Here is a 24,073-nt window from a genome sequence, read left to right as displayed (position 1 = left end):
ATCCTCCAAGTAACATATTTATTCAAGAAACCACTTTTACTTTACATTTTAATTGCTTTGTATTGGTTTTAACAACAATAATTGCAGTACCATTTTTATGTGCATATACGTTTCCTCCAAAATCCACTTCGGCAACCTTGAAATCCGTGCTAAAAAATACAGCCCTTTGATTCACTCCAATCACTCTGATTTTTTTTCTTTCACCAGCCTTCATTACAAGCTGTGTTTTATTAAGACGACAAAACATATCTTCATACACCGGACTATAATAACCGAATCGAGTATATGGAAGAATCCACTTTATAAATACACAGAAGCATAATATTAAAATAAAATACTTATAAATACAACCTCGTTTTCCCATTCTATTCCTATTCATATCACAAGCCGGCCTGCAATACTGCCAATTTCTTTCCCCTTTCTTTTTCAATCCTTATTGGTATTTTATTCAATCTAAAAAAAGATTCTACGCTTCTTATTCTGTAAAAAAATACAGAGGGCTTTTTAATTCATAGGACGTAACTTCCTATGAATTAAAAAAAAGGCAAGCATCTGTCCTTATTTTCTAAGATACTTGTCTTTTTCATTTCTTACGAAACTTATCAATTGCTTCCATTTTGCACACCAGAATTTCCAGTAGCAGTATCTGCTGTACTATTTGAATCTGTTGTTGTACTAGCACTCACGGTACCATATAACTCTTCCTGTAAAGCCTGGTTGACGGTTGGGTAATCTACAATCAGTACATCACCGGCACTATTCTTCTCTCCATGATAACAATTATTCATAGGAACACGAAATGTGTCCAATTTTGTTGTGCCAAGGGAAACTACAGTAGCAAGATAGCTTAAAAGATCAGTCTTGCTTATATTTGTTGTAATATACGGTAATAAATCGTTGGCAATTCCAACTAATTCCACAAGACCTTTCGACTTATATTTCTCAAAAATTGCATTTAATACAATTCTCTGACGATTTGTTCTTGCAAAATCATCATGTTCTCCATTAATACCTGCAACCTTTCGTACACGAGTATAACCCAATGCCTGATTACCATTTAAAGTCTGTACACCTGCTACTACATTTCGATTATTTGGGTCTGATATATAGTTTGTTCGATTTAAATATCTGGCTTCATTATCCGTTAATTCTATTTCAACACCGCCTAACTTATCGACAATTGTTTCAAAAGCTTCAAAATCAACTCTAACATAGCCATCAATGTGAATCTGGAAGTTTTGCTCAATTGTATTTAAAAGCAAAGGACCTCCTCCTACATTATAAGACGTATTTAACTTTCCTTCTTTATAACCAGGTATCATTACGTAACAATCTCTCATAAAGGAAGTTAAGATTAACTTCTTTGTTTCTTGATTAATTGTCGCTACCATAATAGAATCCGAGCGACCACGCGTCGTATCATGAATCTTCTCTTCTCCAATTAGTAAAATATTAACAACTTTATCATTACATGGAACTACATCATTTGCATTACTTGCGTCCCAGTCAATGGCAACACCATCTTTATCTACTTTCGCTTTTACATCAGAATCGCTCTCATAATTGATTCGATTCATAAAATAATTTCCTGCCAGTGCAACACAAAGAATCATAGCAACAAACACACCGGCTACGGTTCCTGCAATTTTTTTCTTAGACCATTTCTTCTTTTTTGAATCTAATACCTCCATAGTCGTTTCTTCGCTTTGATTTTCTTTGTCCAGCTCATTTGCAATCTGTCTTCCAAGATTATCATTAATCTCCTTTAACAAATTATCCGTCTGAAAATTATTCTTATCATATTGGCTCATTCATTCATCCTCTTTTCATAAGCAGACCAAATAATACTTAAACACTTTACCATCATTATGAACATTAGTCAATTGTCATTTTTCTTAAATTTTTTAAAAATTTTGTAACACTTTGTTCAAAATCACAATTTTTTTGTAAAACTTTTATTCAAAATGATGACCTTAAGCAACCGAACACGTTGAAACCATTTGACAGGGTCAAATTTTCAGTATAGAATAAGAGCAGTTAAAATAAGGAGTTTACATATTATGAGTTTACATTTTTTAAGAGAAGCAATGTCACCGGAAGAATTGATCTCCCAATACCCTTTACCAGAAAAACATAAAAAATTAAAAGAAAAAAGAGATTTAGAAATCAAAAAAGTATTTACCGGTGAATCGGATAAATTTTTAGTTATTATTGGTCCCTGCTCTGCAGACCATGAAGATTCTGTTTGTGATTATATCAATCGACTTGCAGTTATACAGGAAAAGGTTGCAGATAAGCTGCTTATTATTCCACGTATTTACACAAACAAACCCAGAACAACCGGAGAAGGCTACAAAGGTATGGTTCATCAGCCAGACCCTGAAAAAAAGCCTGATTTATTTGAAGGTCTGATTGCAATCCGCAAACTTCATTTAAGAGCAATTAAAGAAACCCATCTATTCTCTGCTGATGAAATGCTTTATCCTGAAAATTGGTCTTATCTAAACGATTTGCTTTCCTATGTAGCCATTGGTGCCCGTTCTGTTGAAAATCAGCAACACCGGTTGGTTGTCAGCGGAATTGACATTCCATGCGGAATGAAAAATCCTACAAGTGGCGATTTTTCTGTTATGATGAACTCTTGTATCGCTGCCCAAGGAAAACACACTTTCCTATATCGGGGCTGGGAAGTAAAAAGTGACGGCAATCCTTTTGCCCATACAATCCTTCGAGGTGCTGTAAACAAACGTGGAGTTGCAATTCCAAACTACCATTACGAAGATTTAATCCGTCTTCTTGAAAAATATAACGAGTTAGATTTATCTTATCCTGCAACCATTATTGACGCGAATCATGCTAATTCAAACAAATGCTACTCCGAACAGCCACGTATTGTTTCAGAAGTACTGCACAGCAGAAAAGTTAACGATGATATACGAAATCTCGTTAAAGGCATTATGATAGAAAGTTATATTGAAGAGGGAAAACAATCCGTACACGATCATATATATGGAAAATCTATCACCGATGGATGTCTTGGCTGGAACGATACAGAGGTACTTCTTTATAAGATTGCAGATAATATCTAATTTATTCTGCACTGCACCACAATAAAATATATTTTAATATTCTGGCATTTACAAAGGCTTCTAATAAACAGCCTAATAACAAAATTACCATTAGGATTAAAATGGATGGTATTTGTTCTGTAAATGCCTTTTTTTTCGGTCCGTTTATGCTAATATAATATCCTTTATGTAATGTTGCTGCAATAACCGGAATCAAAAGAAGCCAATGAGGGAAACCATATAAAAGTCCCACTACAATTCCTTTTGCTCCGAATTGTAAAATCGCATTTCCCGCAAAAAATCCCCATAATGCACCCTTATAGATTAAATACCATATGATATATGGTATTCCTAAAATAGAAATGCAAAATAATAAGAGCAAAAAATAAGAACTAAATTCCTTAATTAGTACTTCAATTAAAAATTGCCCATATTCCATTTGACACATTCTCAAATTATAAACAACCTGTTCAAAAAACGATTTTACTTCGCTATGAAAGTAATTTTTTGAAATAACGGCACCTATCGCTCCGATAAAAAAACCGAATAGAAATAAAAGTAAAATAAACTTCAAAAATCCGACTTTATCTAAAAAATGATTTATTTTTTTCATAACATCCTCCTTGTATTTCCAATATTCATGTTATGAAAAAAAAACAAAAAAGATTCCTACTTGTCAATCTTTTCCCTGATATCAAAAAGAACAAAAAACTGTCATAAAGTAATTTACTTTACAATAATTTTTTGTTCTTTTAAGTGGAAAAATTTTAAAAATACCTATTGTTCTATTTTTGTCTTATACGCAAGAATTGCCGCAATTGTTTTACCATCCTGAATCGTTCCATTTAAAATGAAATCAACTAATTCATCTAATGTATACCATTCCAGAGAAATAACTTCATCTTCATCCAAGTGCTGTTCTGTCTTTACAAGGTCAGTTCCGCAGTAAATTCCTATCTTTTCATTGCAAAATGCGACCGTGGTATACATATCCAGCAAATGCTCTATTTTCATTGGACGATAACCGGTTTCCTCCTCTAACTCTCTTGCCGCACAAGTCATTTTATCCTCACCTGGGTTCAAACCACCGGCAGGAATTTCCAGCGTATCCCTGTCTACTGCATTTCGATACTGCCGAACCATAAGTAATCTTCCATCGTCACCAACTGCAACAATTGCTGCTGCCCCTTTATGCTGTATAAAATCCCATTTTGCAACATTTCCATTCGGAACTTGAATTGAATCCTGATAGTAATCAATAATTACACCTTTATGAACTAATTCCCTTTTCAAACGCTTAAAATTCTCCATGAGAACCTTCCTTTCCAACTTCTTTCTGGCTGTCTGCATCTGACTCTGGTGTTACAATGTCCTGAACACCAAATACAAAATCATGAAGTGCATCTATATTTGCCTGCATATTTTCCGGAAGAACAACCGACATCGTACGAATTCTTGTCAATCGGTAGGAATCCTCAATCGGCAGACGAAATGTTTCTATTTCCTGAACATTCATACCGGTTATCAAAGTAATATATTCGACACACTGTGTTCTGGAAATATTAGTTGTAACTAACGACAGCATATCCGGTAAAATTTCTAACAATTCTGTTGCACTCTTATCCTTTACACGGGCAAATATAGCACTTAATAAAATACGATGTCTTTGTGTACGTCCAAAATCTCCTGCCTGATCACCATTTGCAACATAACGGACTCTCGCATATCCCAATGCCTGATCACCGTTCATGTTAATAGTTCCTGCATATAAATTCCGATTGCGATAATCGGTAATATAATTTTTACGATTCAAATAACTGGCTTCATCTGCAGAAACCGTAATTGAAACTCCACCAAGCTTATCAATAATTGATTCAAATCCATCAAAGTCAACTAAAATATAGCCATCAATTTCAATATCAAAATTTTCCTCAATTGTTTCTTCTAACAGTGGCATTCCACCATTGTGATAAGCAGCATTAATTTTATTATCACTATAGCCTGGAATCTGTACATAAGTATCACGCAATATTGAAGTCAATTTCAATGAGTTCTGCTTTAAATTCATAGTAGCAATCAAGATAGCATCCGTTCTTCCACGGTCATCATGAACTGCTTCTTCACCTGCAATTAGAATATTTACAACCTCTTTATCGCTCTTGATTTCACCGGTTTTATTCCATTTTATCTCATTTGGATCCGTTTCTTCTAATTTCTTACTATCCTTATCCTTGTCAAACTTTTCTTCTTTCAGTTTTACATCTTCTTTGTTTTCAACCTTCATCTTTCCATAAAGATAGTTTGCATAACATCCAACACATATTCCTGCTGTTACTAATATAAAAGCTGTAACAGATAATATTTTTGCCCAAACCGGAAACTTTTTCCATTTTTTCATTCCTATAACTCCTATCATATCTCAGCTAGTAAAGTAAAGAAACTAAATGTGCTATTTTGTTGCCTCTGCAAAATCTTTTAGTACCTTTAATAATAAATCAAAAACACGTTTTGTTGAAGAAATGCTCAATCGTTCTTCTGTCGTATGAATATCAAACATATTTGGTCCAACTGAAATAATATCTAAATCTTTTATTTTTTCTGCTATAATTCCACACTCTAACCCCGCATGAATTGTTTCAACCTTAATTTCCTTTCCATAAAGCTCTCTATAAGCATTACTGTAAATATCACGAAGCTTAGAATTCTTTTTATATTCCCAGCCTGGATATTCGCCATGATACTCATAAGTACCGCCTAAAAATGTAACAAGATTTTGTAACTTATCATTTAAAAACCATTTATATGAGCTTGAAGAGCTTCTTACGCTGTAGGAAAATTCAATTTCCCCCTCTTCCATCTTTAGAACACCAAGGTTTAAAGAACTTTCTACAAGTCCATTAATATTCGGACTCATTACCTGAATTCCATTTGGTGTTTGCAATAGCATAAACAAAACATTTTTCTTTGTCTTCTCATCCATTACAAGGTATTCTTTCTCTTCCCCCTGCTGAATTAAAATTGTCAAATCCGGCTCATTCACACGATATTCATTTTTATATTTTTCTAATAAAAACTTCACTTCATTAATCAATTCATAGGAATCTTCCTCTTTCACGACTAATTCCGCCAATGCTTCCCTTGGAATTGCATTATCTTTAAGACCACCTGAAACAGAAAGCAATTCAAAAGAATGTTTTCTCAAATCAAATAACAGACGTCCTAATAAAATATCCGCATTGACTCTATTTTTATCAATTTCCGAACCGGAATGACCTCCTAATAATCCCTTTACTATAATAGATACTTTCTTGCCCTCCATCTTTTTATAAGATAATGGAAGTTTACAAACCGCACGCATACCTCCTGCACAGCCTGTCAATAAAATATCCTCTTCCTCCGAGTCCAAATTAATCATGTACTTTCCTTTTAGGCTGGAAACATCCAAGTTCGTAGCACCAATTAAGCCTACCTCTTCATCTGTTGTAATTACTACCTCAAGTCTAGGATGCTCTATCGAATCACTGCTTAAAATTGCCAATCCATAGGCAACTGCAATTCCATCATCACCGCCTAATGTTGTTCCATTCGCAAATAAATAGTCATCTTCGATACAAAGTTCTAATCCCTGCGTTAAAAAATCATGATCACTATCTGATTTTTTCTCACATACCATATCCATATGTCCTTGCAATATCATAGTAGGACAATTCTCATACCCTTTTGTTGCCTCTTTTGTAATAATTACATTTAAAGCCTCATCTCTTGTATAATCAAGTTCATGCTCCTGTGCAAATGCAACTAAATAATCGCTCATTGGCTGATTATTTCCAGAGCCCCTTGGAATATTACTTATCTCCTCAAAATAATGAAACACATTCATATAGTCAATCTCATCTAATACCATTTCATTTCCTCCCATATTTTTATTAGTTTTTAAAACTATGAATTGGTGCAGGAATTCTTCCTCCACGATTTACAAATTCTGCACAGTCAAAAGAGTTGACCGGCATAATTGGAGCGTATCCCAATAAACCGCCAAACTGTGCCATATCTCCAACATTTTTTCCAATAACCGGAATAATCCGAACTGCTGTTGTTTTTTGATTTACCATTCCAATTGCCATCTCATCCGCAATAATTCCTGAAATGGTAGTAGCTTTTGTATCACCCGGAATTGCAATCATATCCAGACCTACGGAACACACACAAGTCATTGCTTCTAATTTTTCAAGCGTTAATGCTCCTGCCTGAACGGCATCAATCATGCTCTGGTCTTCACTGACCGGAATAAAAGCTCCGCTTAGACCTCCGACATAAGAGGAAGCCATAACACCACCTTTTTTTACCTGATCATTCAATAATGCTAATGCCGCTGTTGTTCCAGGTGCTCCTGCTTTTTCTAATCCCATTACCTCAAATATTTCGGCAATACTATCTCCAATTGCAGGTGTCGGTGCCAGAGATAAATCAACAATTCCAAATGGGACATTTAAACGCTTAGAGGCTTCCTGGGCTACAAGCTGACCTACTCTTGTAATCTTAAATGCCGTCTTTTTGATTGTTTCACATAATGTTCCAAAATCAGCACCTTTTGCCTTTTCCAGTGCAGTTTTTACTACACCAGGACCGCTGACACCGACATTAATAATACAATCTGCCTCTGTTACACCATGAAATGCTCCTGCCATAAATGGATTATCATCCGGTGCATTACAAAATACCACTAATTTTGCACAACCAAGAGAATCATTTTCTTTTGTCAGCTCTGCTGTATCTAAAATAATATCACCCATAAGACGGACTGCATCCATATTAATTCCCGTCTTTGTAGAACCAAGATTAACAGAACTGCATACCCGCTCTGTCACTGACATAGCCTCTGGTATAGAACGAATTAAGTATTCTTCACTTTTCGTCATTCCTTTTGAAACTAATGCAGAGTACCCACCAATAAAGTTAACTCCAACCGTTTTCGCTGCCTGGTCTAAAGTTTTAGCAATTGATACATAATCTTTTGGTTCTTTGCAGGCATTTGCACCAACTAACGAAATTGGAGTAATTGAGATTCTTTTATTTACAATTGGAATTCCATATTCTCTCTCAATTTCTTGTCCAACTTTTAACAAATCTTTTGCCTTTGTTGTTATCTTATCATAAATTTTTTCGTTCACTTTATCCAAATCTGAATCAGCACAGTCTAGCAGGCTGATTCCCATTGTAATTGTCCGAACATCTAAATTTTCTTTTTCAATCATATTGTTCGTTTCTAATACTTCTGAAATATTAATCATTTTTACAACCCTTTCCTGCTTCTCTTTAGATTCTGTGCATTTTGTTGAAAATATCTTCATGCTGTGCCTTTACAACGCATCCTAGCTCTTCCCCTACCTGTTCTAATTCCGCTGAAAGAACACTAAATTCTTTTATAGACTGACTGCTGTCAACAATCATCATCATATTAAAATAGCCTTGAACAATTGTCTGTGTAATATCTAAAATATTTACATTATTATTTGCCAAATAAGTACAAACTTTAGCTATGATTCCTACGCTGTCTTTTCCTACTACTGTAATAATTGTTTTTTTCATTGTTATGCCTATCCTTTCTTTTTGATTAACCCTTCTAATCTTAATCTATAGAAACTAATTGAGATGGCTCATCTCTCTTAGCAACTCCCATAAAGAAATCAAACTTATCATGTAGTCCCTGCTTTTCCAGCTCATATTTTACTGTTTCATAAGCCAACTCGGGATAATTGTTTTCCTTACTTAAATGACCTAAAAAAATATATTTTAATCCGCTATGTAATAAAGTACCAAGCAATTTGCCAGATGTATCATTCGATAAATGTCCCCTATCACTTAGAATCCTTCGCTTTAATGAATATGGATAAGACCCAACCTGTAACATATTCACGTCGTGGTTTGCCTCTAATAATAAAATTTCACACCCTGTAAGATTTTTTATAATATAATCATCGTATTTTCCTAAATCCGTTGCCACGCCAATTTTATGACCTTCATAGCAAAAAGTATAGCAAACCGGATTATTCGCATCATGTGAAATAGAAAATGGATTGACTTCAATTTCGTCCATGTAAAATGGTTCATTTGGAGAAATTGGATGAAATAATTCTGTTTTAATTACTCCAACTGAACTGGATTGTAAAATACCATAAATCGTTTCTTTTGTAGCATAAATCGGTAGCTCATACTGTCTTGCCATTACACCAAGACCTTTAATATGATCGGAATGTTCATGCGTCACTACAATTCCTTTTAAATCTGCCGGATTCACATCTATTTTTTTTAATCCCTCAACAATTCGTTTCTTACTGATTCCTGCATCCACTAAAATACCAGTCTGTTCATTTCCGACATAAACGCAATTTCCACTGCTTCCACTGGCTATACTGCATAAATTCATTTACTCATCTTCCTTATCTATTAATCTGCCCAATATATTTCTATTTGATCACCCTCTTGAACCGGATTGGTAAATTCCGCTTTCTCTTTATTAATTTTAGTTATCAGCTTAGACCCCTTTGCTTCTTTTGTATTAAACGGATAAAAATCTAATACATCAACTAAAATATAATTATGCTTATTGGATAATACAACATTTCTTCCATTCACAACTACCGTGATATCAATTGGTGCATGCTCAATCTTTTCTTTTATTGTTTCAACTTCCTGTCTAGTATCTATCATATGCTCATTGCCCATAATCTCACTATTAATCGAAAAATTATCATAAATATGTTCTTCTAAAGAAGCTGGAACATGATTTACTAAGATTGTTCCCTCACAAGGTAAGTCCATAAAATCTAATACTTGCTGAAGTGTATAGTAATTAAGGATATTGATTTCATCCCCCTCTTTGATACTATAATACTCCGAAACCAATTCTCCATTCACAGTGGCAAATTTAGGACAAACAATTTTTTTATCATTAAAATAAAAACTGATTGTTCCATTAAATTCTGGAAGCTGACGAATCTCACAAGACGCATCTTCTCCCACCGTCGAAAATGTAATTTCAATTACATCATTCGATACAATCTCACTGTTAATACCAGCTGGCTTACCATTTAAAGTAACAACTGCTGCTTCTCCTACACTGCCACGGACAAAACGCTGTTTTCCATCTACGGTAAAATTTATTTCTTTGCCTCTTCTAGGGAACAAGTACTCATTTTGAATTCCCATCTGAATTGCAGCATCTACAATTGTCAGTCGATCATTATCATAAAGCTTAATTCGTTCTCCATTTACTGTGACAAAAATAAAGTTATTTTTTTGCTCATAATAATTTAAACATATTCCAATTGGCGTAACAATCAATGGGTCTTTCTTTATCTCTTCATCTACAAATTCGATATCATTTAATACTTCTTCGCCTCGGAGCGCAACACGCTCTTTTACAATACCGAGGTGTTTTGCCAAAGAATCTGTAAATCCCGGGATTTTTCCACCTCCGCCTACAACAAATACAGCACTGACTGACTTTCCACCATTTAATTCAATAATTTTATCTGCTATGCTTTTTGTAATCGTATCTATCGTAGGCATTGCCTTTTCTATAACTTCTTTTGTATCTATATGATAAGTAAGACCCATGATATCCTGGAATTCGACCGAATCCATTTCACTGCAGGCAGTCTTAATTTTTTCTGCCATTGCAAAATCTGTCAGATATTCTCGGGCAAGCAATTCTGTAAGTTCATCACCCGCCAAAGGAATCATTCCATAGGCAATAATACTTCCATCTTTTGTGATACAAATATCCGATGTACCAGCACCAACATCTACCAATGCAATGTTCAACAGCCTAAATTTTTCCGGAATCGCTACATTAATTGCAGCAATTGGCTCCAACGTAAGATTTGCCACATAAAGTCCTGCCCGTTCTACAGAACGATATAAACCATCAATTACTTCATTTGGTAAAAATGTCGCCAAAAGCTCTGTTTTAATCTTGCTTGCTTTATGCCCTTCTAAATTGATGATTAAATTATCATTCATAAAGTATCGTATTACTGTATAACCGACACAATAAAAATTTGTATCTTCTGCTGACTTTTTCGTCTGTTCACGGATAATTTCATAAGCCTTCTCCACTCCAAGCATATTTAAAGAATAAATATGCTCATCTGTCACTACAGTTTCTTCTTGAAACTCATATTCGGCAGTCACTTGAATGGTGCGTAAAACACGACCGGCTGCTGCGATACATACATCATTCAGCCGTTTTCCAATTTTTTGTTCAATTTCCCTTTTTACCCAGCCAATCGTTTCTGACACTTTAGAAATATCATGGATCTGACCATCTAGCATCGCTCTTGTTTCATGTTCTTTTACAACATGCGCAATTACTTTAAATTTTCTCGAGTGTTCTCTATAGCCAACTGTACCTACAATGCTCCTCGTACCTATATCAAGTCCGAAAACTAAATCATCAGGATATTTCATTCCTTCCATTTAACCGTTCCTCCGTCCATTGACAATATTCTAACTTAATTATTATAACATATCTTACTGTGTTACACTAGTAAATTTTCCAGCTGCTCTTTTATCTCCTCAATACTACCATTGTTGATTAGTATTTTATCTGCATAAGAACACAATTCTTTCTCTCCCATTTGCTTTGCCATAATTTCATCTATTTTTTCATCCGAATACCCTCTTGACTGTTTTAATCGTTTTCTCCGAATGAGTTCTTCTGTCTGTACAACCCAAATTTCATCACAAACCGATTGATATCCGGTTTCAATTAAAATAGCAGACTCTATAAAAAAATAGGAGTACTTTCCAGCTTTCCTGATCCGCTCGATTTCATTCTTTATAAATTGCTCGACAAAAGGATGGATAATTTGATTTAATTGCTGAAGCAGAACCGGATTGGAAAATACAAGATCCGATACTTTTTTGCGATCAACTGTTTTATCTTCATTTAAAACTTCTTGTCCAAATAAAACAACTATTTTTTCATACGTATCCGTACCCGGCTCCATTGCCAAATGTCCAATTTTATCTGCCATAATAACAAAAGCTGCGTATTCTTTTTCTAATAGAGTAGCAACAGTTGATTTTCCTGTACCAACACCGCCTGCCAAACCAATTACTTTCATTTTATTTTGCTTCATACCAATTCTTTCCCTCATTTATATCAATTTCCATAGGTACCTCTAAATGAACTGCGTGAAACATTTCTTTTTGTAAAATCTCTTTTACCTCATCTATTTCCTCTTTATGAGTTTCGATTAGCAACTCATCATGCACCTGTAATAACAGTGAAGACTTCATATTTCTTTGCTTTAATTCTCTGTTTACCCGAATCATAGCAATCTTTATAATGTCTGCTGCTGTACCCTGAATTGGAGAATTCATTGCAATCCGCTCTCCAAATGAACGCTGCATATAATTTGCTGATTTTAATTCCGGAATCGGACGTCTGCGGTGGAATAATGACTCAACATAACCATCTTTTTTCCCTTTTTCTACTAATTCATCTAAAAATTCTTTTACTCTTGGATAGGTTTCAAAATATTTTTTAATATATTCTTCTGCCTCTTTCCTTGTAATATTCAAATCCTGACCTAAGCCAAATGAACTAATTCCATAAACAATTCCAAAATTAACCGCCTTTGCATTACTTCTTTGAATACCTGTCACTTCATTTAATGGAGTATGGAATACCTGGGAAGCAGTAATCTTATGAATATCCTGTTCTTCTTTATATGCCTTAATTAACGTTTTATCCCCTGACATATGAGCCAAAACACGCAATTCAATTTGAGAATAATCAGCATCTAAAAATACATAATCTTCCTTTGGAATAAACACCTTACGGATTTGTCTTCCTAATTCCATACGAATTGGAATATTTTGAAGATTTGGTTCGGTACTACTTATCCTTCCTGTTGCTGTAATTGTCTGATTAAATTTTCCGTGGATTCTTTGGTCAGATTCGCTAATAAATGCAGCCAATCCATCTGCATAAGTTGATTTTAATTTTGTAAGCTGACGATACTCTAAAATCATAGACACAATTGGGTCTTCACATTTTAATTTTTCCAGTATATCCGCTGATGTAGAATATCCTGTTTTTGTTTTTTTCGCAAAAGGCAATTTTAGCTTTTCGAATAAAATTACACCTAACTGTTTCGGAGAGTTAATGTTAAACACCTCACCAGCCAAATCATAAATATTTTTTTCCAATTCATGAATTTTTACTTCCAGCTGTTCCCCGTATTCTTTTAACTCCTCTTTGTTTACCATAATTCCTCTGGCTTCCATATCATAAAGAGTAAACACAAGTGGCATTTCAATCTCTTCGTACAACTCTTTCATGTTCTCTTCTTCTAACTTTTCGAATAAAACATGCTTCGCCTTTAAAGCCACATAAGCTTCATAACAAAGATAATTAAATACTTCTTCTTTTTTCGATTCAAATGCTTCTTCTATCTTCCTCTTTCCAAATAGTTCCTGGTAAGATGGTACCGTCATCATAAGGTAATCTCTTGCAATATCATCGTATAAATAAGAATCTTTTAACGGATTTAATAAATAGGCGGCAACTGATAAATCATAAACTTTACTTTCTTCTGTAACGGGAAATATATTCAACTGCTCTTTTAACTGGAATGTACTATATGAAAAACCTGCTTTTGCCATTTTTTCTATTTGCTTCATTAAAAAATCTTCTTTTATTTCTTCATTCGCTAAGACTGAAAACACCTTTTCTCCAAATGCAAGTCCAATTCCTAATATGCTGCTTGCTTCGCTCTTATCTGCAAATAAACTATATTGCCCATCTTTACCAATCGAAAATTTACTATTATTATCTTTTTCCCTTTGTAAAATTTGGATACCAACTGCCATGTCTTTCCCGAACTCAGGAGCTTTTCCCATTTCTTCTAATTCCGAAAATAATCTTTCTGCTTCTTTCTTTGTTTTTATATAAGAAAATGCCTGTTCCAAATTATCATTATGGCTCATATCCTTGCCAAACTTTGAAAGAATACTTTTAAATTCCAAACGTTTTATTAACTCAAATGCTTCCTTTGTATAAAAATCTTCAATTTTTGCCTCTTCAAACGAAAACTCAATTGGTGCATTCGTATCAATCGTTGCCAATTTTTTACTCATCACTGCCATATCATAATGCTCTCTAAGCGATTCTCTTGCTTTTGGCGGTTTTACTTCTTCTATATGCATATATGCCTCTTCTACACTGCCAAAGCTTTCAATAATTGCAGTAGCCCTTTTTTCACCAATTCCCGGCACCCCTGGTATATTATCCGAGGTATCTCCCATTAAACCTTTTAAATCAATAATCTGTAACGGTGTCACATGGTATTTTTCAATTACATCATTTGTATTATAATCTTCGATTTCCGTTTTTCCCCGCTTTGTTTTCGGAATACGAATTTTTATTTTATCAGAAGCTAATTGAAGCAAATCACGGTCACCAGACACCAAAGAAACGGAAATTCCTTCTTGTTCTGCTTTTTTTGCAAGAGTCCCTAATAAATCATCTGCCTCATATCCTTCTTTTTCTACGGTCTTAATCCCCATTGCATTTAATAATTCTTTCATAATAGGAACTTGTTGATGAAGTTCCTCTGGCATCGGTTTTCTTGTACCTTTGTATTCCTTATACATTTTATGACGAAATGTAGGAGCTTTTAAATCAAACGCAACCGTAAGATAATCTGCCTGTTCTTCCTCTAATATTTTAAATAAAATATTCAAAAAACCATAAATCGCATTTGTATGCATTCCATCTGAATTTGTCAAATCCGGCACCCCGTAAAATGCCCGATTTAATATACTATGTCCATCTATTAAAACCAATTTTTTACCCATTTTTTGTTCCGTTCCTTTCCATTTTTTCTAATAATAGCAAGCCTATAAAAAGATTGCAATTAAAAGAATAAATACAATAAAAATTAATATTTTACGAAATTTCTTTAATCGGAAATTGCGAAGCGTTTCTTCCCCTTTTCGCAGTTTCCGTTTTAAGTCTACCCGATAATCAATTCCACTATCCTTATCTTTTTCCAAAATCTGCATGCCGGAATATAATGTAAAATACACTTCCAATTCGTCCATACATTCTTCACATTGTTCTACATGATATAAAAATTCTTTTAGTTTTTTCACATCTAATTTATCTTTTACAAATAACTCAATATTTGCCTGAGTTTCTTTACAATCCATCTTTCTTACTCTCCTAACAAACAACCTAAGTAAATTTGTTACCTATTATAGCATTTTTTCTAAAAAAACAGAACTATAATTGTTAAAAAGTAACGATTGAAATACATAAATTTATATGAAACTATTATATGATACCAGGGTCAAAAGGTCATGCTTTTCATGCCAGCATGAAAAAGCATGACTTTGAGACCCGAAAAAACATGAGAAAGTAGACCGAACAGGGCGGATTTCGAATGTTTTTAGGATGACGGGAGCACAAAGTGCGTAGTCATCCGTAGGTATCAGGGGTCAAAATATGTTTTGACCCCAACATCATTATATTACAGTAAAAAAATAAAACCGCCAAAAGTATTTATATCTGGCGGTTTTATAATGTTTATTTACTTTATTCAATCTAAGTACTAAACTAACCAAGCTTACCTCGCATAGTCAGTAACTCTGGATTCACGAATTACATTTACCTTAATTTGTCCTGGATACTCTAATTCGGATTCAATTTGTTTTGATAAGTCACGTGCAAGCAAAATCATATCGTCATCGCTAACCTGTTCTGGTACAACCATAACGCGAACCTCTCTACCTGCCTGAATTGCAAAGGACTTATCGACTCCTTTAAAGCCATTTGTAATATCTTCTAATTGTTTTAATCTGTTAGTATAAGTTTCAAGTGTTTCACGTCTCGCGCCAGGTCTTGCAGCTGATATCGTATCTGCAGCCTGTACAATACACGCAATTAATGTTTCCGGCTCAACATCACCATGGTGTGCTTCTACCGCATTCACTATGATTGGAGATTCTTTATATTTTCTACATAAATCTACTCCAATCTGGATATGAGAGCCTTCCATATCGTGATCCACTGATTTTCCAATGTCATGTAACAAACCTGCTCTTTTTGCTAAACGAACATCCACACCGATTTCGCCAGCAAGTAAGCCAGATAAATGAGCAACTTCAATAGAATGTTTTAATGCATTCTGTCCGTAACTAGTTCTAAACTTCATTCTTCCTAAAAGCTTAATTAATTCTGGATGAATATTATGAACACCAACTTCTAATGTTGCTGCCTCTCCTTCTTCCCGAATCATTACTTCTACTTCGCGTTGAGCTTTTTCTACCATTTCTTCAATCCTTGCAGGATGAATACGACCATCTACAATCAATTTCTCTAACGCAATTCTTGCAATTTCTCTTCTAATTGGATCAAAACCTGATAAAATTACTGCTTCCGGTGTATCGTCAATAATCAAATCAACACCAGTCAAAGTTTCTAAAGTACGAATATTACGTCCCTCACGACCAATAATTCTACCTTTCATCTCATCATTTGGAAGCTGTACAACAGAAATTGTAGTTTCAGCTACGTGATCCGCTGCACACCTTTGAATTGCAGTTACTACATAGTCTTTTGCTTTCTTATCTGCTACTTCTTTTGCCTTGTTTTCAAGTTCCTTTACTAACATTGCAGTTTCATGCTTTACTTCATCTTCAACAGTTTTTAAAAGATAATCTTTTGCTTGTTCGGAGGTAAGTCCAGAGATTCTTTCTAATTCTGTTACTCGTTGACCTTCTAATGTTTGAACGCGCTCTTTTATCCGTTCAACCTCAGCTTCTTTCACAGATAGCTTGGCCTCTTTCTTTTCAAGTGCTTCAGTTTTTCTATCTAAAGTTTCTTCTTTAGTTAGAACCCGCTTTTCATAACGCTGTAATTCACTTCTGCGTTCTCTAGTTTCCTTCTCTAGCTCATTCTTTGTCTTTAGTGACTCTTCTTTTGCTTCGAGAAGTGCTTCTCTTTTTTTCGTCTCCGCCGTCTTTAATGCCTCATCTATTATCTCTCTGGCTTTTTCTTCCGCACTTCCTATCTTTTGTTCAACAACTTTAATTCGATAAGAAATGGCAGATTTCCATGCAATGAAAGCAGCGATTGCGACTAAAACGAGAGTGATTACTGCCCATTTTACTAGTAGCACAGGAGCACCTCCTTATTTAATTTTCATTGTACAAAAATACAACACTTAAATTTTATACTTTTTTTACTCCCATGTCAAGTAAACTAAATTAAAAAACACGACAAATACCCAAATCTCTTTTAAAATTCTAAATATTTACGAATATCTTCTTCTTTAAATCCTTTTCGATATAAATATGCAAAAACTTTTCTTTTTTCCAGATAAGACATTGTATCCCAATTTTTTGCTTTTTTTCGAATTGCTTTCTTTAATGCCTCATCATCACTGATTGTTTCTTCTTCCAATGCAGAGCGAATGCTTTCTTTATCAATCCCTTTTTGTCTTAATTCCATCTCAATCATTCGAATACTTTTTGTTCCTTTTTTATATCGGATATAGTTTTCAGCATAGCGGAGATCGTCAATATAATGATATGATTTTACATACTCTATTGCCGTTTCTACTGCAGCAGACGGATATTCTGCCTGCCTTAGCTTTGTTCGAAGCTCCTGCTCTGTTCGATCCATTCGTTTTAAAAGATTCATTGCTTTTTGCTTTGCTCTTCGAAAAATTATTTCCTCCATAATTTTATTATATCGTTCCTGTTCAATGAACTGCCCCTCTTCTATACTGTACTTTTTAATCTCACTCTGATACAAAGGAAACGCAAATTCATCATTAATATAGACTCTTACTTTCTTTTTTTCTACATACTCTAAACTTGTTATAACCTGCTCCATAAATTATTATTCTAACCCTTTTGAATCTTGTTCCGTTACTGAAAACTTATAAAAAGTTATAAACTTTTATGTTTCATTCCTACTTCAATGTGTATGCTTTTGTACTGAATAAATCCAGATACTACTCACAAGTTCTTGTACACTCCATAGGCGTAAATTCCGAACTAACGTATCCGTACAGATCTGTAATAATTTGAACGTGTTATGCTACAGATTGTTTCAAACCATTTTCTCCATATCTTTTCAAATTGATAGCGGCTTGAGCATCTCGATCCATTACATTTCCACATTCACATTTGTAAATACGGTCTGATAACTTTAAATCTTTCTTGATATTTCCGCAACAACTACATAGTTTAGAACTTGGAAAGAATCTATCTGCAAGAATTATCGGAATATTCTTCCATACATATAAAACTTGGTTCTCGTTTTATGATTTCAGATGTTGTCTGATGCAAATAGTTTTGACGAAGATTGGTTTGGTAGCAACATGATTCGAATGGTTTTTATCATCTTTTTCACCACCGTCTTCACCCAATCGCAAAATCCTGGCTAAATTAAGTTTTATATTCATAACTTAATTTAAAAGTTATAAAAATTAACACCTGTTCACAACTTTTTATAAGTTTTGTTTATCAGTTTAATTCCTTCTGAGTCTTCTCTTTTGTTTTTTCATCATCTTTTCCCTCATTATCAAGTAAACCATATTTTTCTCTTACTTTTTGTTCTACTTCAGCAAAAACAGTCGGATTTTCTTTTAAGTATGTTTTCGCATTTTCTCTTCCCTGACCAATCTTTGCATCATTATACGCATACCATGAACCACTTTTTATTATAATTCCTTCATTCGCAGCTAAATCAAGAACATCCCCTTCTCTTGAAATACCCTGTCCGAACATAATATCAAACTCGGCTTCCTTAAATGGAGGAGCAATTTTATTCTTTACAACTTTAATTCTTGTCCGGTTACCAATAATTTCTCCTCCCTGCTTTAATGCTTCAATTCTACGTACATCTAAACGAATCGATGAATAAAACTTAAGTGCACGACCACCCGTCGTTGTTTCGGGATTTCCAAACATAACGCCCACTTTTTCACGAAGCTGGTTAATAAAAATTACAACACAATGGGATTTACTAATAACAGAAGTTAATTTTCTAAGTGCCTGAGACATTAAACGTGCCTGTAATCCAACATGGCTATCCCCCATGTCTCCATCAATTTCTGCTTTTGGTACTAAAGCTGCAACAGAGTCTACAATTATAATATCAATTGCACCGGAACGAACCATAGTTTCTGTAATCTCAAGTGCCTGCTCTCCACAATCCGGCTGGGAAATATATAAATTATCAATATCAACGCCAATATTCTTTGCGTAAACCGGATCAAGTGCATGTTCAGCATCAATAAATCCGGCAATTCCTCCTCTTTTCTGTACTTCAGCTATCATATGTAACGCCACTGTTGTCTTACCACTTGATTCCGGACCATACACCTCAATAATTCTTCCTTTTGGTATTCCTCCAAGTCCAAGCGCAATATCTAAACTAATTGAGCCTGTTGGAACCGTTTCTATATTCATATTGCTGCGGTTCTCTCCCAGCTTCATAACAGAACCTTTTCCATATTGTTTTTCAATTTGGGATAAGGCAGATTCAAGTGCCTTCAATTTATTTTCATCTTTTATCATATTACTTCTCCTCTTAATTATATACTGAACAAATGTTCTTTCATCATATTAATACATATTTTATATTTTGTCAACGGTCTTTTCAAAGATAATTCTTCAACACCTATTTTCGTTTTACATTCTACCTAACTAACTGCCTTTCTAGTATAACAGGATTTTTGTCTATGGTAAATTAGCACTTTGTTAAATTATCACTTTTATTTCTAGTAAAAATCACAAATTTTTTCATTTCTAATAAATAATAAAAAAGTATTATAGGCTAAAAAGTTCGGATTAAATTTTTCCTAATTCAAAAATATAGGAATCATCCAATACAATTTTAATATTCTACAATACTTTTTTATTTATTCTCATAAAACTCGTTCTATTTTCTTTCCTTTAACTGAAAACGTCTTAACATTTCATTTAGAGCTTCAACACTTGCTGACTGTTCCTGACTTGATGCAGCTGTTTCTTCAGCTACCGCAGAACCACTCTGAATTAAATCAGCAACCTGATTAATGCTTTCTGTAATCGTTTCAAAAGTACGAACTTGTTTGTCCATGGAAATAGAAACTTCTTCCATTAATTTTACGGTATTTCCTGCTTCCACCATAACTTGGTTAATCGCTTCCATCGTATCATCTGCTAATATCGTTCCATCCCTAACCGTCTGAATCGCTTCATCAATCAACTTATCTGTATCCTGAACCGCTTCCGAAGAATCGGATGCAAGATTTTTAACCTCATCCGCTACTACTGCAAATCCTTTTCCAGCCTCACCTGCTCTGGCAGCCTCGATCGCGGCATTTAAAGAAAGTAAATTGGTCTGAGCTGCAATATCATTTATTGTCTGGGTAATGGTTCCTATTTTCTCGGCTGATACTTGAATTTGATTAATTGCTTCTTTCAATTTTCCCATTTTTTCACTGCTTTGTTGAAGACTTGCACCTGCCTCGTTGGCAATCTTTGCGGATTTTTCTGCCTGTTCTGCATTCCTTTCTACTTGATCTCGAATTTCAAAAACAGCTTTTATAATTGTATCCATTTCATCCGATTGTCTTGTATTATCTTCTGCCAAATTCTGTGCCACCACCGCTAATTGATCCGAACCGGCTGCCACATTTTGAGCAGTTTTTAAAATTGTACTAAAAGCTTCATTCATATTATCTAAAATTGAATGCAGGGACTCCTGAATCGCTATAAACTCACCTACATACCCTTCTGATACTTTAAAATCTAAGTTACCTTTTGCCAATTCATCCAGACACTGGGATAAATCTGAAATCGCAAATTTTAAAAACTGTTTCATTTTATGAATAGAACCAATTAAGCTTCCTATTTCTGTTTCATCCTCCTCCAAAACAAAATCAGCGGACAAATTTCCAGATGCAATCTCTTTCATCTGCTCTTCAATTTTAAACATAGGAGAAAGCAACTCATGTGATACAAACTTTCGATATTTTAGTACGTTCCTTATTATCAGCACCAATGCTATAAACGCCAATGCCTCTGCTATCACACTTTCAACCACTTTAGTCTGTTCTTTTTTAGTCAGGCGTTTGTCTAAATTTGCAATAAAAGCATCCGTTTTATCAGAAATTTCACGAATTCCAGCATTATATTCTTCGCCATAAACATACTCAATTGCTTTTTCTAAATTACCTTCCTTGGCATATGCCATTGCTTCTTCCTCAAGAGGAACCAACTGATTTGACATTGTAAGAATTTCATTTATTTGTTCTTTTTCATCTGAACTAATTCCAATCGCTTCCATTCCTGCAATCGCCTTATCTCTATTTTTCTCGTTATTTATTTCATTATAATAATTATTATAGTGTTCTTCGTCGCCCGTTGAAGCAAAGCCCCTAACTTCAGATGTAAGATATTTTGAAGCATCCCGAAGCTGAATCGCATAATTAACAACATCATACTGGTTCTTAAGAACATTTTTTGTGCTTATATTAATTAAAAATGCTACAATAAGTTCCATAAATGTCAAGGTAAGAAGTATAATGCATGCTCTTCCTAATAATTTGTTTTTTTTCGATTGAGTAAGCTTCTTTTTACTTGCCATATTATATCCTCCATTCTGGACTTTTCATTTTATTTACTAAAATTGTACTACATTTCTTCACAATTTTCAATTGATATATTTTATTTTTGAACTTTTTTATATTTCTTTTCCTTTTTTCAAACATAATATATTTATTAATGTATATTTTTTCGTAAATTGCAAAAGAACAGGCAGATTTGAAATCTGCCTGTTCTTTTATAATACCGGCTGCTGAATTGTCGGATTATAACCTTTTTTTCGAAGAGCCGCAATAATCTCATTTTTATGTTCATGTCCAAATGCTTCCATCGTAATCGTTAATTTTACGGCAGCATTTCGGTTTATACTGACAAATTGGTTATGATCTAAGCGAATCACATTTCCCTTTGCCTTTGCGATGACATTAGCTACATTTACAAGCTCGCCTGGTCGGTCTGGTAACAACACTGACACAGTAAAAATTCTTCCTCTTGCAATTAATCCGTGCTGAACAACAGAAGAAATTGTAATTACATCCATGTTTCCACCACTTAAAACAGATACAACTTTTTTATTTTTGCAATCTAAATGTCTTAACGCTGCAACTGTAAGAAGTCCTGAATTTTCAACTATCATTTTATGATTTTCCATCATATCTAAAAAGGTTACGATTAATTCATCATCTGCAACCGTAATAATATCGTCGATGTTTTTCTGAATATATGGAAAAATATTCGTTCCGGGTGTCTTTACTGCAGTTCCATCTGCAATTGTTTCCACTGTATTAAGAGATACTACTTTTCCGGCTTTTAAAGACTCCTGCATACAATTAGCACTGGCAGGTTCCACACCGATTACTTTAATATTAGGATTTAAAAGTTTCGCCAGTGTAGATACACCAGAAGCAAGACCGCCTCCGCCAATCGGAACTAATATCATGTCTACTGTTGGAAGTTCTTTAAATATTTCCATTGCAATGGTTCCCTGACCAGTTGCAACATCTTCATCATCAAATGGATGGATAAACGTATAACCTTTTTCTTTTGCAAGTTCTAATGCATACTCACATGCTTCGTCATAGACATCACCATGCAATACAACTTCTGCTCCATAACTTTTTGTACGGTTTACTTTAATTAAAGGTGTCGTTGTTGGCATAACAATAACCGCCTTAACACCATAAATCTTAGCTGCATAAGCAACTCCCTGAGCATGATTTCCAGCTGAAGCTGTTATTAATCCTTTTTTTCTGTCTTCCTCGGACAATGTACTTATCTTATAGTAAGCACCCCTTACTTTATATGCACCTGTATACTGCATATTTTCCGGTTTAAAATATACTTTATTTCCACATACAGTAGAAAAATATTCACTATATACCAGACTTGTTTTCAATGTTACTTTTTTTACCTGTTCACAGGCCTCTTCAAATTTTTCTAATGTCATCATAGCATTTACTCCCCTTCATCAAAAAGTGCGTTTACAAAATCATCTGCATTGAATTTTTGTAAATCATCAATGCTCTCTCCTATTCCTATATATTTTACCGGAATTCCAAGCTCTGATTGAATCGCAATCGCAATACCGCCCTTAGCTGTACCGTCCAATTTTGTTAGGACGATACCGGTAATCTCTGCGACTTCATTAAACTGCTTTGCCTGAGCTAAAGCATTTTGACCTGTTGTTCCATCTAAGACAACCAATGTTTCTCTATATGCTTCTGGGTATTCTTTATCTATAATCCGATTAATTTTACGCAGTTCCTCCATCAAATTTTTCTTATTGTGAAGACGCCCTGCTGTATCACAAATTAAAATGTCAGTATTTCTTGATTTGGCTGCCATAACTGCATCATAGACAACAGCTGCCGGGTCAGAACCCTCTTGTTGTGCAATAATGTCTACACCGGCACGATGTGCCCACTCTGTAAGCTGTTCAATTGCGCCGGCACGAAATGTATCTGCAGCTGCAACCATTACTTTTTTTCCTTTATCTTTTAACTGACCTGCTAATTTTCCTACCGAAGTAGTTTTTCCTACACCATTGACACCAATCAATAATACAACCGATTTTTTATCCTCAAATTCATACTGACTTTCTTTTACTTCCATCTGCCCCTTAATGCTGGAAATTAATAAGTCTTTACATTCTTTTGGTTCTTTAATCTTTAATTCTTTTACTTTTTGTTTTAAATCTTCCAAAATTGCTGTTGTTGTATTGATTCCCAAATCTGCCATAATCAATAATTCTTCCAGCTCTTCATAAAAATCTTCATCAATATTAGAAGATCCGGTAAAAATGCTATCAATTCCTGATATAATATTGTCTCTTGTTTTAGACAATCCAGATACTAACTTACGAAAAAATCCTTTCTTTTCGCCCATAT

Annotated in this window: 20 protein-coding genes and 1 pseudogene; 1 reads left to right on the top strand and 20 read right to left on the bottom strand. The window is 34.4% G+C overall.

Features of this window, described 5'->3' with window-relative positions:
* Window positions 1-22 precede the first annotated feature (22 nt).
* Window positions 23-379: an Ig-like domain-containing protein gene (locus FYJ58_RS05780; protein ID WP_154518609.1), complete on the bottom strand. Its 357-nt coding sequence runs from the start codon at window positions 377-379 to the stop codon at window positions 23-25.
* Window positions 380-602: 223 nt separating this feature from the next.
* Window positions 603-1,811 (bottom strand): LCP family protein, encoded by a 1,209-nt coding sequence (locus FYJ58_RS05775; protein ID WP_154518606.1) that lies wholly within the window; start codon window positions 1,809-1,811, stop codon window positions 603-605.
* A 249-nt stretch (window positions 1,812-2,060) separates the two neighbouring features.
* On the opposite strand from FYJ58_RS05775, the gene FYJ58_RS05770 reads away from it, so the two are divergent.
* The gene (locus FYJ58_RS05770) at window positions 2,061-3,089 is read left to right on the top strand and encodes a 3-deoxy-7-phosphoheptulonate synthase (protein WP_154518603.1); all 1,029 of its coding nucleotides are present in this window, start codon (window positions 2,061-2,063) and stop codon (window positions 3,087-3,089) included.
* Between the two features lies 1 nt (window position 3,090).
* Here FYJ58_RS05770 and FYJ58_RS05765 read toward each other — a convergent pair whose 3' ends face one another.
* The 18 genes and pseudogenes from FYJ58_RS05765 to ftsY all read right to left on the bottom strand — a co-directional run bounded on the left by FYJ58_RS05765 (window position 3,091) and on the right by ftsY (window position 24,071).
* Window positions 3,091-3,681: a stage II sporulation protein M gene (locus tag FYJ58_RS05765; protein ID WP_154518600.1), complete on the bottom strand. Its 591-nt coding sequence runs from the start codon at window positions 3,679-3,681 to the stop codon at window positions 3,091-3,093.
* 164 nt (window positions 3,682-3,845) lie between these two features.
* Window positions 3,846-4,379 carry an NUDIX hydrolase gene (locus FYJ58_RS05760; protein WP_154518597.1) on the bottom strand — a complete coding sequence of 178 codons (534 nt, stop codon included), beginning with the start codon at window positions 4,377-4,379 and terminating at the stop codon, window positions 3,846-3,848.
* Window positions 4,366-5,466, bottom strand: a complete 1,101-nt coding sequence (locus FYJ58_RS05755; RefSeq protein WP_205839169.1) for an LCP family protein — start codon at window positions 5,464-5,466, stop codon at window positions 4,366-4,368. The genes FYJ58_RS05760 and FYJ58_RS05755 overlap by 14 nt, the downstream gene beginning before the upstream one ends.
* 51 nt (window positions 5,467-5,517) lie before the next feature.
* Window positions 5,518-6,972: an aminoacyl-histidine dipeptidase gene (locus FYJ58_RS05750; protein WP_235912569.1), complete on the bottom strand. Its 1,455-nt coding sequence runs from the start codon at window positions 6,970-6,972 to the stop codon at window positions 5,518-5,520.
* A gap of 22 nt (window positions 6,973-6,994) precedes the next feature.
* The gene (locus tag FYJ58_RS05745; protein ID WP_154518588.1) at window positions 6,995-8,359 is read right to left on the bottom strand and encodes a PFL family protein; all 1,365 of its coding nucleotides are present in this window, start codon (window positions 8,357-8,359) and stop codon (window positions 6,995-6,997) included.
* A 25-nt stretch (window positions 8,360-8,384) separates the two neighbouring features.
* Complete coding sequence (locus FYJ58_RS05740) at window positions 8,385-8,657, bottom strand: ACT domain-containing protein (protein ID WP_154518585.1); 273 nt, start codon at window positions 8,655-8,657, stop codon at window positions 8,385-8,387.
* Window positions 8,658-8,697: 40 nt separating this feature from the next.
* On the bottom strand, window positions 8,698-9,495 hold the full coding sequence (locus FYJ58_RS05735) for an MBL fold metallo-hydrolase (RefSeq protein ID WP_154518582.1): 798 nt from the start codon (window positions 9,493-9,495) through the stop codon (window positions 8,698-8,700).
* A gap of 20 nt (window positions 9,496-9,515) precedes the next feature.
* Window positions 9,516-11,549: a cell division FtsA domain-containing protein gene (locus FYJ58_RS05730; RefSeq protein ID WP_154518579.1), complete on the bottom strand. Its 2,034-nt coding sequence runs from the start codon at window positions 11,547-11,549 to the stop codon at window positions 9,516-9,518.
* Window positions 11,550-11,611: 62 nt separating this feature from the next.
* Window positions 11,612-12,214, bottom strand: a complete 603-nt coding sequence (gene coaE, locus FYJ58_RS05725; RefSeq protein WP_205839168.1) for a dephospho-CoA kinase — start codon at window positions 12,212-12,214, stop codon at window positions 11,612-11,614.
* On the bottom strand, window positions 12,201-14,939 hold the full coding sequence (polA, locus tag FYJ58_RS05720) for a DNA polymerase I (RefSeq protein ID WP_154518574.1): 2,739 nt from the start codon (window positions 14,937-14,939) through the stop codon (window positions 12,201-12,203). The genes coaE and polA overlap by 14 nt, the downstream gene beginning before the upstream one ends.
* Window positions 14,940-14,981: 42 nt before the next feature.
* Window positions 14,982-15,293: a hypothetical protein gene (locus FYJ58_RS05715; protein ID WP_154518571.1), complete on the bottom strand. Its 312-nt coding sequence runs from the start codon at window positions 15,291-15,293 to the stop codon at window positions 14,982-14,984.
* Window positions 15,294-15,709: 416 nt separating this feature from the next.
* On the bottom strand, window positions 15,710-17,263 hold the full coding sequence (gene rny / locus FYJ58_RS05710; protein WP_328597806.1) for a ribonuclease Y: 1,554 nt from the start codon (window positions 17,261-17,263) through the stop codon (window positions 15,710-15,712).
* Window positions 17,264-17,382: 119 nt separating this feature from the next.
* Window positions 17,383-17,982, bottom strand: coding sequence for a regulatory protein RecX (locus tag FYJ58_RS05705; RefSeq protein ID WP_154518568.1), 600 nt, complete (start codon window positions 17,980-17,982; stop codon window positions 17,383-17,385).
* Between the two features lie 202 nt (window positions 17,983-18,184).
* A pseudogene (locus tag FYJ58_RS15300) lies at window positions 18,185-18,461 on the bottom strand (zinc ribbon domain-containing protein); the annotation flags it as partial.
* 156 nt (window positions 18,462-18,617) lie between these two features.
* Window positions 18,618-19,673: a recombinase RecA gene (gene recA / locus FYJ58_RS05695; protein ID WP_154518565.1), complete on the bottom strand. Its 1,056-nt coding sequence runs from the start codon at window positions 19,671-19,673 to the stop codon at window positions 18,618-18,620.
* Between the two features lie 364 nt (window positions 19,674-20,037).
* On the bottom strand, window positions 20,038-21,729 hold the full coding sequence (locus FYJ58_RS05690) for a methyl-accepting chemotaxis protein (RefSeq protein ID WP_154518562.1): 1,692 nt from the start codon (window positions 21,727-21,729) through the stop codon (window positions 20,038-20,040).
* Window positions 21,730-21,924: 195 nt separating this feature from the next.
* On the bottom strand, window positions 21,925-23,136 hold the full coding sequence (ilvA, locus tag FYJ58_RS05685; RefSeq protein ID WP_154518559.1) for a threonine ammonia-lyase: 1,212 nt from the start codon (window positions 23,134-23,136) through the stop codon (window positions 21,925-21,927).
* A 5-nt stretch (window positions 23,137-23,141) separates the two neighbouring features.
* Complete coding sequence (gene ftsY, locus FYJ58_RS05680; protein ID WP_154518556.1) at window positions 23,142-24,071, bottom strand: signal recognition particle-docking protein FtsY; 930 nt, start codon at window positions 24,069-24,071, stop codon at window positions 23,142-23,144.
* Between the last annotated feature and the right edge of the window lie 2 nt (window positions 24,072-24,073).

The organism is Velocimicrobium porci (assembly GCF_009696045.1).
Lineage (GTDB): Bacteria > Bacillota > Clostridia > Lachnospirales > Lachnospiraceae > Velocimicrobium > Velocimicrobium porci.
This window is presented reverse-complemented; position numbering and strand designations above follow the sequence as displayed.

Bases quoted from the DNA above. Each gene is read 5' to 3' on its own strand.
- FYJ58_RS05715 (WP_154518571.1), bottom strand. From the start codon at position 15,293: ATGGATTGTAAAGAAACTCAGGCAAATATTGAGTTATTTGTAAAAGAT.
- FYJ58_RS05775 (WP_154518606.1), bottom strand. From the start codon at position 1,811: ATGAGCCAATATGATAAGAATAATTTTCAGACGGATAATTTGTTAAAG.
- polA (WP_154518574.1), bottom strand. From the start codon at position 14,939: ATGGGTAAAAAATTGGTTTTAATAGATGGACATAGTATATTAAATCGG.
- FYJ58_RS05705 (WP_154518568.1), bottom strand. From the start codon at position 17,982: ATGGAGCAGGTTATAACAAGTTTAGAGTATGTAGAAAAAAAGAAAGTA.
- FYJ58_RS05770 (WP_154518603.1), top strand. From the start codon at position 2,061: ATGAGTTTACATTTTTTAAGAGAAGCAATGTCACCGGAAGAATTGATC.
- FYJ58_RS05690 (WP_154518562.1), bottom strand. From the start codon at position 21,729: ATGGCAAGTAAAAAGAAGCTTACTCAATCGAAAAAAAACAAATTATTA.
- FYJ58_RS05780 (WP_154518609.1), bottom strand. From the start codon at position 379: ATGAATAGGAATAGAATGGGAAAACGAGGTTGTATTTATAAGTATTTT.
- FYJ58_RS05755 (WP_205839169.1), bottom strand. From the start codon at position 5,466: ATGAAAAAATGGAAAAAGTTTCCGGTTTGGGCAAAAATATTATCTGTT.
- FYJ58_RS05730 (WP_154518579.1), bottom strand. From the start codon at position 11,549: ATGGAAGGAATGAAATATCCTGATGATTTAGTTTTCGGACTTGATATA.
- FYJ58_RS05765 (WP_154518600.1), bottom strand. From the start codon at position 3,681: ATGAAAAAAATAAATCATTTTTTAGATAAAGTCGGATTTTTGAAGTTT.
- FYJ58_RS05735 (WP_154518582.1), bottom strand. From the start codon at position 9,495: ATGAATTTATGCAGTATAGCCAGTGGAAGCAGTGGAAATTGCGTTTAT.
- ftsY (WP_154518556.1), bottom strand. From the start codon at position 24,071: ATGGGCGAAAAGAAAGGATTTTTTCGTAAGTTAGTATCTGGATTGTCT.
- FYJ58_RS05760 (WP_154518597.1), bottom strand. From the start codon at position 4,379: ATGGAGAATTTTAAGCGTTTGAAAAGGGAATTAGTTCATAAAGGTGTA.
- FYJ58_RS05750 (WP_235912569.1), bottom strand. From the start codon at position 6,972: ATGGTATTAGATGAGATTGACTATATGAATGTGTTTCATTATTTTGAG.
- coaE (WP_205839168.1), bottom strand. From the start codon at position 12,214: ATGAAGCAAAATAAAATGAAAGTAATTGGTTTGGCAGGCGGTGTTGGT.
- ilvA (WP_154518559.1), bottom strand. From the start codon at position 23,136: ATGATGACATTAGAAAAATTTGAAGAGGCCTGTGAACAGGTAAAAAAA.
- FYJ58_RS05740 (WP_154518585.1), bottom strand. From the start codon at position 8,657: ATGAAAAAAACAATTATTACAGTAGTAGGAAAAGACAGCGTAGGAATC.
- FYJ58_RS05745 (WP_154518588.1), bottom strand. From the start codon at position 8,359: ATGATTAATATTTCAGAAGTATTAGAAACGAACAATATGATTGAAAAA.
- recA (WP_154518565.1), bottom strand. From the start codon at position 19,673: ATGATAAAAGATGAAAATAAATTGAAGGCACTTGAATCTGCCTTATCC.